This is a genomic window from Arthrobacter sp. U41 (assembly GCF_001750145.1).
GTDB lineage: Bacteria > Actinomycetota > Actinomycetes > Actinomycetales > Micrococcaceae > Arthrobacter.
Window position 1 is genome coordinate 1589609 of the sequence record NZ_CP015732.1, and the last position, 14373, is coordinate 1603981.

Here is a 14373-nt window from a genome sequence, read left to right on the forward strand (position 1 = left end):
AGGCACACTTTAAAAAGGAGCACAGGCCACCGAATGAACCGGACTCCCGATTCCCAGCGGCACCTCGTAAGGATCAGCTCTGCCCCGGAGGACCTGGCCGGACTCAGCACCCTGCTGGCGGCTGCCGGGTCGGCCGTCGGCGACGTTCCGGCGCTGCTGGAGCTGGCTAAAGCCGCCGCAGCAGCGGCCCCGAACCCCGGCGAGGGCCGGACGGCGTTCCTGTGGGAAATCCTGGCTTCCGTCACCGCCGTCGATGTCGCAGCCGGCCGGGCCATCGAACCCCATCTGGACGCCTCAGCGATCCTTGCCCAAGCCGCAGGCCAGGCGGCCATAGCGGGCTGGGACTGCCCGGACTTTGACGACGTCCCCTTCGACGGCGCCTGGGGCGTGTTCGCCGCCGAAGCCGCCGGCCTGCGGCTCAAGGCCCAACCCGCGGACGGCTGTTTCCTGCTACACGGTTCCAAACCCTGGTGCTCCCTGGCCGCCCAGCTCGACCACGCCGTCGTGACCGCCCATCTGGACGACGGCACCCGGGCGGCCTTCGCCGTCGACCTCCACGCCCCCGGCGTCAGCTTCGATGATCCGCAGTGGACCAGCCGGGGACTGACGGAAATCCCCAGCGGCACTGTGCACTTCGACGCCGTCCCGGCCGTGCCGCTGGGCGACTCCGGCTGGTACTACCGCCGGCCCGGCTTCGCCTGGGGCGGCATGGGCGTGGCGGCCTGCTGGCTCGGCGGCGCCGTCGCGGTGGCCCGCGGCTTCAGGGATTCGTTGCTCAAGGCGGCCGGCGGCGGACGCGAACCGGACCAGCTCGCGCTGGCGCACCTCGGCGAGATCGACCGCATGCTCACTGCCCTGACCGGATACCTCGCCCGGACCGCCGCGCGGATCGACGCCGGGGAACTCGCGGACACCGGCGCCTGGAGCGAGGCCCTGCGCGTCCGCGGCGCCGTCGCCACCGCCGTCGAACGCATCCAGACGCTGGTTAGCCAGAACCTCGGACCGGGCCCGCTCGCGTTCGACGAGGTCTACGGAAAGCGCATGGCCGACCTCTCGCTCTACATCCGCCAGCACCACGCCATGCGCGACGACGCCCAGCTTGGTGCCCTCACGCTCAAGGGGGACGATCCATGGTGAGCTTCACCCATCAGGACGCCGGAACCGGCGAGGACGCCTGGGCAGCCAGCGGACTGGCAGCCCTCCCGGAGCTGCCGCTCGACGCCGGGGAGCTCGCCGGCCAGGCATTCATCGTCCTGGCCGCGCATCCGGACGACGAATCCCTGGGTGCCGGCGGGCTGCTGGCCCGGCTCCGGGGACTCGGCGCCCGGGTGACGGTGCTGTTGTGCACGGCGGGGGAGGCCTCGCACCCGGACTCACCCACAACGACGCCGGAACAGCTCGCCGCCGTGCGGCTCCAGGAATTCGGCGGCGCGCTCACGCACCTGCTGCCGGACCCGCACTGGCGGTTCCTCGCCCTTCCCGACGGCAGGCTCGCCAATCACCGCACGGAACTGCACGCCGCGCTGCAGCACGCCATCGCCGAGGCAACGGCCGCATCGGGGCTGCCCGCGGAACGGATCACGCTTGTGGCCCCGTACCGGCACGACGGACACACCGACCACGAGGCACTCGGCTCCGCCGCCGCCGAGGCAGCCGGCGCCGGCGGCCACGGACTGCTGGAATACCCCATCTGGTACTGGCTCTGGGCCGATGGCACGGACCCGGCCTGGCAGTCGTGGCTGCGCCTGCCGCTGGACCCCGTGGAACAGCGTGCCAAGGCGGCGGCCATGGCCTCCCACCTCACCCAGGTCCGGCCCCTGTCGGCTCAGCCGGGCGATGAGGTGCTGCTCCCGCCGGCCTTTCTGGCACACTTCGAACGGCCGTTCGAGACGTTCGCGTGGCAGCGTCCGGCCGCTGGCGCGTCCGGCGGCTCCTACGCCGCGGCCGACGCCGAAGGCGTATTTGACGAGGTGCACACCGGAACCGACGACCCCTGGCAGTACACCACCAGCTGGTACGAACACCGCAAACGCTCCCTCACCCTCGCGGCCCTGCCCGGCCTGACCTACACCGCAGGACTCGAAATCGGCTGTTCGATCGGGACGCTCAGCGTGGAACTCGCGCAACGCTGTGAAAGCTTCCTGGCCGTCGACGCCAGCAGCGCCGCGCTGGCCCACGCCGCCCGGCGCCTCGAACCCCTGCCCGCGGCCAGGACCCGCCACCTCACGGTCCCGCAGGACTGGCCGGACGGCCGTTTCGACCTGATCGTGGTTTCCGAGGTGGGCTACTACCTCGCACCCGGCGAGCTGGCTGAGCTGTTCGGGCGGGTCGAGGCGGCGCTCCTGCCCGGCGGCACCCTGGCCCTGTGCCACTGGCGGCACCCCATCTCCGGCTGGGAGCTCGACGGTGATTCCGTCCACGCCGCCGCACGCCGCCAGCTCGGCTGGGCCGACGCCGGGCTGTATCGGGAGCGCGACTTCATCCTGGAGGTCCTGATCGCGCCCGGCTCCGGCGAGGACCCGGGAAGGGCAGCCGCCAGCGTCCCGGGCCCGGAAGGCTAGGCGGAATGGCCGCCCTTGCCCTGCCGCTGCCCCGCGGACACAGCATCGACCGGATCGCCGTCGTGCTGCCCGCCCACAATGAGGAAGAGCACCTCGGCCGCGCCCTGCAGGCCGTGCAGCGCGCCGCCGACGCCCTGCGCCGGCTCCGGCCCGCAGTGGACATCCACGTGACCGTGGTGCTGGACAGCTGCACCGACGGCTCCGCCGCCATCACGGCCCGCTACGCCGCGGCAGACCCGCGCTTCAGCGGCCTCGAAGTGTCCTTCCGCAACACCGGAGCCAGCCGTGCGGCCGGCATCCGGGCCGCCGGCATCGGACCATCCCGACGGAGACCGCCCGGCAAACGCTGGACGCCCCCGCCGTGGGCTGGACGGACCTGGCTTGCCAACACGGACGCGGACTCGCAGGTTCCGGAAAACTGGCTGCTCCGCCAGCTGGAATTCGCCGAGGCCGGAGCCGACGCCGTGCTGGGCTCGGTGGAGCCGGACCCCGCCGGCATGGACCCGGAGCTGCTCCGGCGGTGGCTGGAACGGCATCCCTTCGAGGAGGACCACCCGCACGTCTACGGGGCCAACTTCGGAGTCAGGGCCTCTGCCTACCTGGCCGCCGGAGGCTTCCCGAAGCTCGCCTCCCACGAGGACCGGACCCTGGTGCAGAGCCTCCGCAACCGTGCCTTCACTGTCACGGCCACGGACAGTATGCGCGTGCTGACCTCGGGCCGGATCCACGCCCGCGCGCCGCACGGCTTCGGCGCCTACCTCCGGACGCTGGGACGGCGCCGGCCGCCCGCGGTCGACTGACGCGGACCGGCACCGGCGACCGGTCCAGGCCCCGGAGGGCCAGCCTGCACCGCTGCTGTGCCCAATCGGCCGGCTCGCACGGCTCAAAGGCCGGCCATCCCACCATTTGATTCCAGGCCGGCGTCGCAGCCTGGCAGTGGCGCCGGACTCGGAAATCAGCAGCGGCGCTACAGGATGGAGCTACTTCGCCTGAAGCGCCGGACTCGAAGGGGTTCCCTGCCCGCTGAGACTCTGCTCAGCCAGGTATGCGAACAGCGAACGGATGCCGAAGTCCCATGGCGGCAGCTCTTCCGCGACGCCGGTGGTGTTCACCAGGGCACCCAGGTGCGGGCTGCTGATGGTCACCACGTCACTGGGATGGTGGGTGAAGCCGAGCCCCGAGGTGTCGCGGTCCTGCTTGGGGGCGAATAGTGTGCCGGTGAACAGTGCGAAACCGTCCGGGTACTGGTGGTGCGAACCGTACGTGGCAGCAACCAGATCCTCGAAGGGACGGCTGATGCGGGACACGCTGTTCCGGCCCTCCAACACGTAGCCGTCCTCGCCGGCAACGGTCAGGCTGATCTCCTCGGTGCGCAGCGTCTCCACGCTGAAGGGACCATCGAACAGCCGGATGAACGGGCCCAGCGCGCTGGACGCGTTATTGTCTTTGGCCTTGCCCAGCAGCAGCGCGCTGCGGCCCTCCACGTCGCGCAGGTTGACGTCGTTGCCCAGCGTGGCCCCGCGGAGGTTCCCTCGTGAGTCCGCAATCAGCACCAGCTCCGGTTCCGGGTTGTTCCACGAAGAGAACGTCGGAATGCCGATCCGGGAGCCGAAACCGACCGACGACAGCACCGGGGCCTTGGTGAAGACCTCGGGGTCCGGCCCGATCCCCACCTCGAGGTACTGCGACCACATGCCCTGCTCGATCAATACTTCCTTGGCATGGGCAGCCTCCGGCGACCCGGGACGAAGGCCGCCGATGTGCCCGCCCAGCGCCAGGGCCACTTGTTCGCGGACTGCCGCGCCCCGGGTGGCGTCCCCGGCACAGCGCTCCTCGATGACGCGCTCAACCATGCTGTCCACGAACGTGACGCCGCAGGCCTTCACCACCTGCAGGTCGATGGGGGCCAGGAGGAACGGCCGGAGACCGTCCTGCACCAAGGACGCGCCCACCAGCTCGTCCAGCTGCCAGCGCGGAACATCTCCGGCCTGAGCCAGGACGGTCAGCGGATCGGCGTGGTCCAGCAGCTCGGAGACGGTGGAGACAAGGTGCGTGAGGTCGACGACGCCTGCACCGGTCCCGCCGTTCGATGTCACTGCGACCACGCGGGGCCCGCCGGACTCCGGATCCCAGACCCGGCCGACCCAATGCCCGGACGCGTAATCTGCCGGCAGGATGTCGGCGGCAGCTGAAGAAGTCGCCGCCATCTCATTCACCTTCCCTGCTGGTAGGAGAAGCAGCCGGAGCGCCGGGACCCGGAGCCGGTTTCCACACTCCGTCCACCCTGCGGGTGATGCCCCACGGGTTGCCGTCCCGCAGGGCGGGAGGCAGCTGCGGTTCGGGGAAGGAGTCGTACGCCACCGGCCGCACAAAGCGTCCGACGGCGGCAGTCCCCACCGAGGTGGTGCCCGCAGCCGTTGTGGCCGGGTAGGGTCCGCCGTGCTGCTGCGCGTAGCTGACCGTGACGCCGGTAGGCCAGGCATTCCAGAGCAGACGTCCGGTCTTCTCCCGAAGGACAGTGATCAGTTCCGCCAGCTCCTCGTCGGGTTCGGCCTGCACGGTGGCGGTCAGCTGGCCTTCCAGCAACCGGGCAAGCTCTGTCAGGTCCGATCCGGGCGGGTACCGGATCAGCAGCGTGGCCGGGCCGAACATCTCCTGCGCCAGCAACGCCGGATTACTGGTCACTGCCTGCGCGGTGGTGGCCAGCACGGTGGGGCGCGGCGCTTCGGCCCGGTCGCCGGGGACCAGGACCTCAACGCCGTCGCTGCCGGCAAGGCCGGCCAGCGCCTGGTCGAAACCCTCGCGCAGCTTGGGGCTCAGCAGCGGGGCGCTGGGCTTGTCAGCGAGGTAGCCGCTCAAGGCGGTGCCGACGTCGTCCGCGTCAATGTCCGGGACGAACAGCAGTCCCGGCTTGGTGCAGAACTGCCCCATGCCCATGGTGAAGGACCCGGCATAGCCGGAGAGGATCGCGTCCTTCCGTGCAGCCCAGGCCTTTTCAGTGACGAACACCGGGTTGATGCTGCCGAGTTCGCCGTAGAAGGGGATGGGCTCGGGGCGGCGGTTGGCGCGGTCGAACAATGTCCGGCCGCCGGCGCTGGAGCCGGTAAAGCCGATGGCCTTGACCAGCGGGTGGTCCACCAGGGTACCGGCAGCGGCACGGCCGGTGACCGTGGAGAACATGCCGGCGGGAGCGCCGGCGTCGGCCAGTGCCTGAACCACCACTTCGCCGGTCCGCAGGGCCAGCAGCAGGTGTCCTTCGTGGATTTTGTGCACGACGGCGCAGCCCGCGGCCAGCGCCGAGGCCGAGTCGCCGCCCATGACGCTGAAGGCGAAGGGGAAGTTGGAGGCGCCGAACACGCCCACCACCCCGAGCGGCACGTTGACTCGCCGGATATCCGGGCGGGGACCCATCCCCCAGTCCGGGTCGGCATGATCGATGGTGGCGTCCAGGGGTTCGCCACGGAGCACTTCCCGGGCCAGGAGCCGAAGCTGGAAGACGGTGCGGCGCAGCTCAAAGCGGAGCCGGCCCTCGTCCAGATGGGTGTCCGTGATACCCAGGGCCACCAGCTCGTCGGCGCCGGTTTCGAGGCCGGCGGCCACTGCTTCCAGCCAGGAGGCGCGGGTGGCGGGAGCGGCGTCGCGGGACTGCTCGCAGGCCCGGTGGGCGGCCAGGATCTGCTGCGCCGCCTGTTCTGACGTGGTCTGTTCCATGGCGTTTGGGGTCGCCTCGAGGGCAGTCTTCGTGTTGCTCATCAGCTCACTCCTGCGGTAACAGCGGCGCGGCCGCCGAGTTCCAGCCAGCCCTGGCCGGCGGGGAAGGTCCAGCGCTCCCGGGAGGCCGGGTGCATTTCCGCGCCGGAACCGGGCCGGCGCGGCGCGAGGTAGCGGCCGCCGTCGATCCTTACCGGCTCGGTGAAGTGCTCGTGGAGGTGGTCCACGTATTCGATCATGCGGTTGTCCATGGTGCCGGTGACGGCGGCGTAGTCGAAGAAGGAGAAGTGCTGCACCAGTTCGCAGAGGCCCACGCCGCCGGCGTGCGGGCAGACCGGGGTATCGAAGCGAGCAGCGAGCAGCAGGGTGGCCAGGTTTTCGTTGACGCCGGCCACGCGGGTGGAGTCAATCTGGACGACATCGATCGCGCCGGCCTGCAGGAGCTGCTTGAAGACGATGCGGTTGGCGACGGCCTCGCCGGTTGCCACCTTGACGGGGGAGACGCCCTTGCGGATGTCGGCGTGGCCCAGGATGTCGTCCGTGCTGGTGGGTTCTTCGATCCACCAGGGGTTGTACTCGGCCAGAGCGTTGACCCAGTCGATGGCTTCTCCCACTTCCCAGCGCTGGTTGGCGTCGATGGCGATCCGGATGTCCGGGCCCACTGCTTCGCGGGCAAGACGCATGCGGCGGCGGTCCTCGTCGAGGCTTCCGCCCACCTTGAGCTTGATGAGTCCAAAGCCGTCTGCCACGGCCTCCTTGCTGAGCCGGACCAGCTTTTCGTCGCTGTAGCCCAGCCAGCCGGGGGAGGTGGTGTAGGCGGGGTAGCCGCTCTGCTGGAGCTCGGCGATGCGGGCTTCCTTTCCGGCGGCGCCGCGGCGCAGGATGTCCAGTGCGTCGGCCGGGGTGAGGGCGTTCTGGATGTGGGTGAAATCGATCGCGCTGACAATCTCCTCCGGCTGCATTTCGGCCAGGAGCAGCCACAGGGGCTTGCGTTCGCGTTTGGCGCGCATGTCCCAGAGGGCGTTGATCAGGGCACCGCAGGCCATGTGGGAGACGCCCTTTTCCGGGCCGAGCCAGCGCAGCTGGGAGTCGTGAACCAGGCGGCGGGAGGCGGCGCCGAGGTCGTTGACCAGTTCGTCGGTGTCCCGGCCGATCAGCAGCCGGCCGTAGGATTCGATCGCCGCGGTGATGATCTCATTGCCGCGGCCGCAGGTGAACACGAAGCCGTGGCCGCTTTCGCCGTCGTCCGCGGTGATGGTGACGTAGGCGGCGGAGTAGTCGGGGTCCACGTTGACGGCGTCGGAACCGTCCAGTTCCAGGGAGGTGGGGAACCTGACGTCCTGGGTGTTGACGGAGATGATTCGGGACATGGTGGTGAGCCTTTCAAAACGTTAGTGGAAACCCAGCAGCGTGGGCAGCCAGAGGCTGAGCGCGGGGACGAAGGTGATGATCACCAGGGTGGCGAGCATGGGAATGAAGAACGGCATAACGCCCTTGATGACCTTCGGAACGGGGACCTTGGTGACGCTGGAGAGGACAAAGAGCACCAGGCCCACGGGCGGGGTCAGCAGTCCGATGAGGAGGTTGAAGATGACCACGACGCCGAAGTGGATGGGGCTGAGGCCGAAGGTTTCGGCCACCGGGCCCAGCACCGGGACCAGGATCAGGATGGCGGCGGTGGGTTCCAAGACGCAGCCGATCACCAGCAGGAGCAGGTTGACCAGAATCAGGAACACGATGGGGTGGTCGGTGAAGCCGAGTATAAAGTCCGCGGCGAGCTGGGGTGCCTGTTCGCGGGCCAGGACCCAGCCGAACAGTGATGCCGCGGCCACGATCAGGAGCACGGAGCCGGATGTCTCCACCGAGCCGAGGAGGATGCGGTAGGTCTTGCGCCAGGTCAGGGACTTGTAGAGCAGCGCCAGGACGAAGATGTACAGCACGCCGATCCCGGAGGCTTCCGTGGGGGTGAAGATGCCGCTGAGGATTCCGCCGAGGATCACGACGCCGGCGCCGAATGCCGGCAGGGCGCCGAGCAGGGACTTGCCGCGCTGGCCCCAGGTGGAGCGGGGCATCACCAGGTGGTGCTGCTTGCGGGTGAGCCACCAGACCATGAAGCACAGGCATCCGATGAGGATCAGGGCCGGGACAATCCCGGCCATGAACAGTGCGCCCACGGAGACGCCGGCGGTGACGGCGTAGATGATCGCGGGGATGCTGGGCGGGATCATCGGGGCGATCAGCGAGGAGGCGCCGGTGATGCCTACGCCGAATTCCTCGGAGTAGCCGTGTTTCTTCATGGCCGGGACCTGGATCTTTCCCATGGCGGCGGCGTCGGCGATGGCCGCCCCGCTCATCCAGGAGAATCCGAAGCTGGTGGCGATGTTGACGTAGCCGAGGCTGCCGCGGATGTGTCCCAGGTAGGCGACGGCTGCGGTGTAGAGGCGGTCCGAGACGCCGGAGACGTTGGCCACATTGCCGAGCAGGATGAAAAGGGGAACGGCCAGGATGGCGAAGTTGTTGACGCCGGAGGTGGTCTGCTGGACGGCGATACCCAGGGTGGCGGACGGGTCAAGGACCACGTAGGCCAGGGCGGGGACCAGCAGGGCTATGGCCACCGGAACACGCAGGGCCAGCAGGCCCAGGAGGGCGGCGAGCATGAGGGTAAGTGTCATTGCGGGTCCTCAGAAGGCTTCTTTTTCAAGGTTTTCCATGGCGCCGGGAACCTGGTCCGGGTGCTTCAGGTTGACGTAGGTGTTCAGCAGCCCGTGGATGAAAATCAGGGCGAAGCCGACCGCGGCGGCCGTGTAGACGACGCTCATGGGCAGCTGGGTGGCGGGTGCTTTCAGCCGTGCCGCCGTCAGCGCGAACTGGAGTCCGGCGTAGGCCATGGCGCCGGAAACCACCAGGACCACCAGCATGGCGAAGGAATCCATCACCAAAGCGGCGCGTTTGCCCAGCTTGGCGGCCAGAAGGTCCACGGTGACGTGGAGGCGGCGGGCCATCACGAAGCCGGCGCCGATGAAGGTCAGCCACACCAGGGCAAACCGGGCGAGTTCCTCCGTCCAGGTCAGGGGGCTGGAGAAGATGTACCGGCTGGCCACCTGGCTTAGGACCAGGACGAAGACCAGGACCAGGAAACCGGCGGCCAGGATGCGTTCGGCATTGACCAGCGCCCGGACCGCGCGGCTCTTGGCCTCCAGGAAGTCGGGCTCGTCAGGATGGTCCGGGACGGCGGGTACTGTCCGCGACGGTGCTTCGGTGAGTTCGCCTGTCACTTGCTGGCCTGGATTTCCTTGTAGAGCTCGCCCCAGGAAACCTGGCCGGGCAGGGCCTCGCGGGCCTGGTCCATGAATGCTGCGCGATCCACGTCCTCATTGACCTTGATGCTGCCATCCTGCTTCCACTTGGCCAGCGTGTCCTTCTCCGCGGTTTCCACACATTCGCGGACACTGGCGGCGGCGGCATCCATGGCCTTGTCCAGGGCGGTCTGCTGGGATTCATCCAGGGAGTCGAAGATGGAGGCGCTGGTGACCACGTTGACGGCCTGGACCAGGTGCCCGGTGAGGCTGACGTAGTCCTGGACCTCGTTGAACTTGGCGGTGGCGATGGTGGGGATCGGGTTTTCCTGAGCATCGATCACGCCCTGCTGCAGGCCCAGGTAGACCTCGCCGAGGGCCATCGGGGTGGCGGTGCCTCCCATGATCTTGGTATTGAGCATGTACTGCGGGGCGTCCGGAGTGCGGATTTTGAGGCCCTTCATGTCCTCCGGGGTGTTGATGGGTTTGTTCGAGGTGACGTGGCGGGTGCCGTAGTACCAGCCGGAGAGGACCTGGAGGCCGGACTCGTCCTTGAGGTCCGAGTAGATTTTCTGCATCGTGTCGCCTTCCAGGGTCTTGGCGAAATGGTCCACGCTTTCGAACAGGTAGGCGCCGTCCAGGACCGCCGCCGGTTCATGCCAGACGCCCAGGAAAGAGGGGCCGGCGATGGACATGTCCAGCGCTCCGCTGGCCACCTGCTCCAGGGCCTGGGCCTCGCTGCCCAACTGGCCTCCGGGGAAGCTCTTGACCGTGATGCCGCTGCCAGCCAGTTTCTCCGTGAGGGTTGTGACGCCGCACTTTTCCACGGGGTGGCCCGCGTCGTAGACGTGTGCGAGTTTGAGGGTGCGGCCTTCGCCGGCGGCGGAGGCGGCCTCGCTCTTCTTGCTGGCGTCCACAGGCCCGCCGACGCCGCAGCTCGCCAGGGTCAGGGCGGCAGCGGCAGCCAGGGAAAGCTGGACGCCGCGGTAGATTCTGCTGGTGGTTTTATTCATGGCGGTTCTCCTTTGAACGGGGATGGATCGAGAGGCTTTCGGGTGCTCTGGGCTGCAAGGGCCCTGCCCGGCCCGGCGAATTCCGAAGAAATATAGGATTCGTGAAAAAACTATATATGATGAAGTTCACATTGCAAGCGCGGTGTGGAAAGTTCTTGAGAAAGGGTTGCGACGTGGCAATCTCAGCAGAGCTGCGGAGGCAGCGGCCGGCCGGCGGCGTCTATGAGGCGCTCAAGGAGCAGATCCTGGACAACAGGATCCCGCCGGGCACCAAGGTCAATATCGACGGCGTCGCCCGCGAGCTGGGCGTCTCACCGACGCCGGTGCGGGAAGCCCTGCAGCGGCTCCAGGGGGACAACCTCGTGGTGGCCACCTCCGGGCGCGGGTACAGCACGACGGCCCTGCTCGACGCCGGCGGGCTGCGGGATCTCTTCGAGTTCCGGCTGCTCGTTGAACCCTGGGCGGCGCGCACCGCTGCCGTGGACCGGCTGGACAATCCAGCGCGCCGGCTCGACGTCGAGCTGGCGGACTTCCGGGAGCGCAGCCGTTCCGGCGGGGATATCCGGCAGGACCTCGTCACCCACGACACCTCGTTCCACGAGCAGATCCTGGGGGCCTCCGGCAACGGCGTGATCCGCAACGCGTTTGGCCAGACGCACTGCCACCTGCACCTGTTCCGGCTTTATCCGGCCGACGTGGACGGAACCCTCACCATCGAAGAACACGGGCACGTGTGGGAAGCCATCCGCGACTGTGATCCGGCCCGGGCCGAGGACGCCATGTACCGGCACCTTACCGCCGCCTATCGCCGCTTTGCCGAAGCGTTCGACGGCGGCAGTGCAGCCGGGCTGGGAGCGCGGCGGGCGCCGCGGATGGCGGATGTGGGGTAGGGGTTGTGGGTGCGGCGTGGGTTCTCGGTTATGAGCCGTTTCGCACGTCGTTGGCTGCAGCTCGATGGGTACGACGTAATTCTTGTCAGGCCGGCTTGACGGCGTCGCCCCGCCGTGACCTTTGGCCCTAACGGCCCGCACCCGCAGGGCGCACCCTCAATCCATGAGCTACCTGACCCGGGCCGGTCTGCGGTGTTGCGCCTAAACGGCCCCGGCCAGCCGTGACGCCGGAGGCTCCCACCGGGGGGCCAAGCGCCGGGGCGTTGCCGGGTGTTGCCGGCCTGAGCTCCGCCGAGGCGGCCCGAAGGCTCACACAATTCGGGGCCAACAAGCTCCCGGAGACCGGCACCGTCCCTGGCTGGCGGAGGCTGCTGGGCGAACTGACGCACTTCTTCGCCATCCTGCTGTGGTGTGCCTCCGTCCTGGCCTACCTGGCGGGCATGCCGCAGCTGGCCATAGCGATCGTCGTCGTGATCCTGGTGAACGGGATCTTCGCCTACATCCAGCAGGAGCGCGCCCAGCATGCTGCCGCGAAGCTCCGCGAGCTGCTTCCGGCGATGGTCTCGGTCCGCCGGGACAACCGCATCATCAAGGTCCACACCACCGAACTGGTGCCGGACGACGCCGTCGTGCTGGTAGCCGGCGACCGGGTCCCGGCGGATCTCCGGCTGGTGCTGGCGGCAGGCTGTTCCGTCGACGAGTCAATGCTCACCGGTGAAAGTGAGGCGCTCGTCAAGGTCCCCGGCGACACCGTCTTTGGCGGGACCTTCCTGGTCAACGGCCAGGCTGAAGGTGTGGTCGCGGGCACGGGCGGGAAGACCCGGCTCGCCGAAATCGCAGCCCTGACGGGCAAGGTGGAAGCGCCGCCGAGCCCGCTGGCTCGGGAACTGCAGCGCATCGTCCGGATCACCGCGACGATGGCCCTGGGCATTGGTGCGCTGTTCTTCGTGCTGTCCCTGCTGGTCGGAATCTCCTGGCGGGACGCCTTCCTGTTTGCCATCGGCGTGATGGTGGCCCTGGTGCCCGAGGGCCTGCTGCCCACGGTCACGTTGTCCCTGGCCGTCGGGGCGCAGCGGATGGCACAGCGGAACGCACTGGTCCGGAACCTGGAGGCGGTGGAAACCCTCGGCTCCACCACGTTCATTTGCACGGACAAGACCGGCACGCTGACCCAGAACCGGATGAACGCTGTCGAGGTCTGGACCCCGGCCGGGGTGCTCAGCGTCATCGGAGCGGGGTACGGGCCGGAGGCTGAGGTCACCGGGGCCGGAGCCGGGGAAGCGCAGCACCTCAGCACCGCCGCGCTGGCCGCGTCCGTAGGCCGCGCGGTCCTCCACGAGGGCAAGTGGATCGCCGAAGGCGACCCGATGGAGGCCGCCATCGCCGCGCTGGCTGCCCGGCTGGCCGGTGCGGGGCCAGATCCCGGGTCGGGTCCCGCCGAGCCGGCGGTGTCGCACCGCTTTGCCTTCGATCCCCGGCGGCTGCGGGAGTCCGCGATCGTCGGCACCACGCTGTACGTCAAAGGGGCCCCGGAGTCCGTGATTCCGCTGTGCGTGCACGGCGGCGGCGACGCCGGTGAGGCGGCGGGCGCCGACCGCGCCCGGCAGATGGTCGATCAGATGGCGTCCCACGGGCTACGGGTCCTGGCCGTGGCCGAGCGGAGCCTGCCCGGCCTGCCGGGCGCCAGCTTCAGGCTCGAGGAGGTGGAGAGCGGCTTGACGCTGCTGGGGCTGATCGGCCTGCACGACCCGCCCCGGGCCGAGGTCCGGCTGGCACTGGAAGCGGCCCGTGAGGCCGGCATCAAAGTCGCCATGGTCACCGGGGACCATGCCTTCACCGCGGCCGCCATCGCCCGGGAAACCGGGCTGATCGGAACACCTGAGCTGGTGCTGGAGGGACACGACCTGCCGGAGGACGATGCCGTCCTGGCCGCGCTGCTGGACCGCGACGGCGTCGTGGTCAGCAGGGTCACCCCGGAACAGAAACTCCGGGTGGCCCGCCTGCTCCAGCGCCGCGGCCACGTGGTGGCGATGACCGGCGACGGCGTCAACGACGGCCCGGCCCTCCAGCAGGCCGACATCGGTGTCGCCATGGGGCTGAGCGGCACGGACGTGGCCCGCGAGGCGGCCGACCTGGTTCTACTGGATGACGACTTCGCCACCATCATCGCCGCGGTGGAGCAGGGCCGCGCAACGTACGCGAACATCCGGCGCTTCCTGACCTACCACCTGACCGACAACGTCGCCGAGCTCACCCCCTTCGTGATCTGGGCGCTCTCCGGCGGGCGGTTCCCGCTGGCCCTGAGTGTGCTGCAGATCCTCGCCCTCGACATCGGCACCGACCTGCTCCCCGCGCTGGCGCTGGGCAGCGAGGCCCCAAGCAAGGGAACGCTGAAACGTCCGCCGGAGCGGAGGCACCTGATGGACCGGGCCCTGATGTTCCGGGTGTTCGGGCTGCTGGGGCCGGTCGAGGCGCTCTTCGAAATGACGGCCTACACCGCGGTCCTGCTCGGCGCCGGCTGGACGCCCGGGGCGGAACTGCCGGCGGCAGACGTGCTGATGGCCGCCTCCGGCGCCGCATTCACCACCGTGGTCCTGGCCCAGCTGGCCAACGCCTTCGCCTGCCGCAGCGCCTCCGTACCCCCGTGGCGGCTCGGCTGGTTCACAAACCGGCTGCTGGTCTGGGCGGTGCTGGCCGAACTGGGACTGCTGGCGGTGTTCCTGTTCCTCGGGCCGCTGGCCACCCTGCTGGGCCACACCCCGCCGTCGCCCGGCGGCCTGGCCGTGGCGCTCGCCGCCATTCCTGCGGTGCTGCTCGCGGACTGGCTATACAAAATCGCCCGTCACCGCCGGGCCGCCAGGGCCATACCGGCCACCAAGGTCCAAAGCCTCTGACGTCGGAA

11 protein-coding genes are annotated in these 14373 nt (G+C 69.2%); 5 read left to right on the plus strand and 6 right to left on the minus strand.

The window, feature by feature from the left end; genetic code table 11:
• The first annotated feature begins 33 nt into the window (after positions 1 to 33).
• Genes ASPU41_RS07415 through ASPU41_RS07425 form a run of 3 tightly spaced genes read left to right on the plus strand, consistent with a single transcriptional unit; the run spans position 34 to position 3361 of the window.
• On the plus strand, positions 34 to 1137 hold the full coding sequence (locus ASPU41_RS07415) for an acyl-CoA dehydrogenase family protein (RefSeq protein WP_069950383.1): 1104 nt from the start codon (positions 34 to 36) through the stop codon (positions 1135 to 1137).
• Complete coding sequence (locus ASPU41_RS07420; protein WP_069950384.1) at positions 1131 to 2561, plus strand: bifunctional PIG-L family deacetylase/class I SAM-dependent methyltransferase; 1431 nt, start codon at positions 1131 to 1133, stop codon at positions 2559 to 2561. Before ASPU41_RS07415 ends, ASPU41_RS07420 begins: the two co-directional genes overlap by 7 nt.
• A gap of 5 nt (positions 2562 to 2566) precedes the next feature.
• Positions 2567 to 3361 carry a glycosyltransferase gene (locus ASPU41_RS07425; RefSeq protein WP_069950385.1) on the plus strand — a complete coding sequence of 265 codons (795 nt, stop codon included), beginning with the start codon at positions 2567 to 2569 and terminating at the stop codon, positions 3359 to 3361.
• Between the two features lie 180 nt (positions 3362 to 3541).
• Here the strand turns inward: ASPU41_RS07425 and ASPU41_RS07430 are convergent, their stop codons facing one another.
• From ASPU41_RS07430 to ASPU41_RS07455, 6 genes are read right to left on the minus strand one after another with little or no spacing between them, the layout of a single operon-like run.
• Entirely contained in the window at positions 3542 to 4768 is a 1227-nt protein-coding gene (locus tag ASPU41_RS07430; RefSeq protein WP_069950386.1) for a fumarylacetoacetate hydrolase family protein, read from the minus strand.
• A 1-nt stretch (position 4769) separates the two neighbouring features.
• Positions 4770 to 6314: an aldehyde dehydrogenase (NADP(+)) gene (locus tag ASPU41_RS07435; RefSeq protein ID WP_083266405.1), complete on the minus strand. Its 1545-nt coding sequence runs from the start codon at positions 6312 to 6314 to the stop codon at positions 4770 to 4772.
• Positions 6314 to 7642 carry an enolase C-terminal domain-like protein gene (locus tag ASPU41_RS07440; RefSeq protein ID WP_069950387.1) on the minus strand — a complete coding sequence of 443 codons (1329 nt, stop codon included), beginning with the start codon at positions 7640 to 7642 and terminating at the stop codon, positions 6314 to 6316. The genes ASPU41_RS07435 and ASPU41_RS07440 overlap by 1 nt, the downstream gene beginning before the upstream one ends.
• Before the next feature lie 21 nt (positions 7643 to 7663).
• On the minus strand, positions 7664 to 8944 hold the full coding sequence (locus tag ASPU41_RS07445; protein ID WP_069950388.1) for a TRAP transporter large permease: 1281 nt from the start codon (positions 8942 to 8944) through the stop codon (positions 7664 to 7666).
• A 9-nt stretch (positions 8945 to 8953) separates the two neighbouring features.
• Positions 8954 to 9547, minus strand: coding sequence for a TRAP transporter small permease (locus ASPU41_RS07450; RefSeq protein WP_069950389.1), 594 nt, complete (start codon positions 9545 to 9547; stop codon positions 8954 to 8956).
• Positions 9544 to 10581 carry a sialic acid TRAP transporter substrate-binding protein SiaP gene (locus ASPU41_RS07455; RefSeq protein ID WP_069950390.1) on the minus strand — a complete coding sequence of 346 codons (1038 nt, stop codon included), beginning with the start codon at positions 10579 to 10581 and terminating at the stop codon, positions 9544 to 9546. Before ASPU41_RS07455 ends, ASPU41_RS07450 begins: the two co-directional genes overlap by 4 nt.
• A gap of 173 nt (positions 10582 to 10754) precedes the next feature.
• Between ASPU41_RS07455 and ASPU41_RS07460 the strand changes: the two genes are divergently transcribed.
• A complete protein-coding gene (locus tag ASPU41_RS07460; protein ID WP_231941192.1) occupies positions 10755 to 11471 on the plus strand; it encodes a GntR family transcriptional regulator in 717 nt (238 codons plus the stop codon).
• Positions 11472 to 11734: 263 nt separating this feature from the next.
• Positions 11735 to 14365, plus strand: a complete 2631-nt coding sequence (locus ASPU41_RS07465) for a cation-translocating P-type ATPase (RefSeq protein WP_069950391.1) — start codon at positions 11735 to 11737, stop codon at positions 14363 to 14365.
• The last annotated feature ends 8 nt before the right edge of the window (positions 14366 to 14373 follow it).

What these genes read in the sequence shown, in the direction of transcription:
- ASPU41_RS07425 (WP_069950385.1), top strand. Translation starts at nt 2,567, where the DNA reads ATGGCCGCCCTTGCCCTGCCGCTGCCCCGCGGACACAGCATCGACCGG.
- ASPU41_RS07445 (WP_069950388.1), bottom strand. Translation starts at nt 8,944, where the DNA reads ATGACACTTACCCTCATGCTCGCCGCCCTCCTGGGCCTGCTGGCCCTG.
- ASPU41_RS07455 (WP_069950390.1), bottom strand. Translation starts at nt 10,581, where the DNA reads ATGAATAAAACCACCAGCAGAATCTACCGCGGCGTCCAGCTTTCCCTG.
- ASPU41_RS07435 (WP_083266405.1), bottom strand. Translation starts at nt 6,314, where the DNA reads ATGAGCAACACGAAGACTGCCCTCGAGGCGACCCCAAACGCCATGGAA.
- ASPU41_RS07420 (WP_069950384.1), top strand. Translation starts at nt 1,131, where the DNA reads ATGGTGAGCTTCACCCATCAGGACGCCGGAACCGGCGAGGACGCCTGG.
- ASPU41_RS07440 (WP_069950387.1), bottom strand. Translation starts at nt 7,642, where the DNA reads ATGTCCCGAATCATCTCCGTCAACACCCAGGACGTCAGGTTCCCCACC.
- ASPU41_RS07430 (WP_069950386.1), bottom strand. Translation starts at nt 4,768, where the DNA reads ATGGCGGCGACTTCTTCAGCTGCCGCCGACATCCTGCCGGCAGATTAC.
- ASPU41_RS07415 (WP_069950383.1), top strand. Translation starts at nt 34, where the DNA reads ATGAACCGGACTCCCGATTCCCAGCGGCACCTCGTAAGGATCAGCTCT.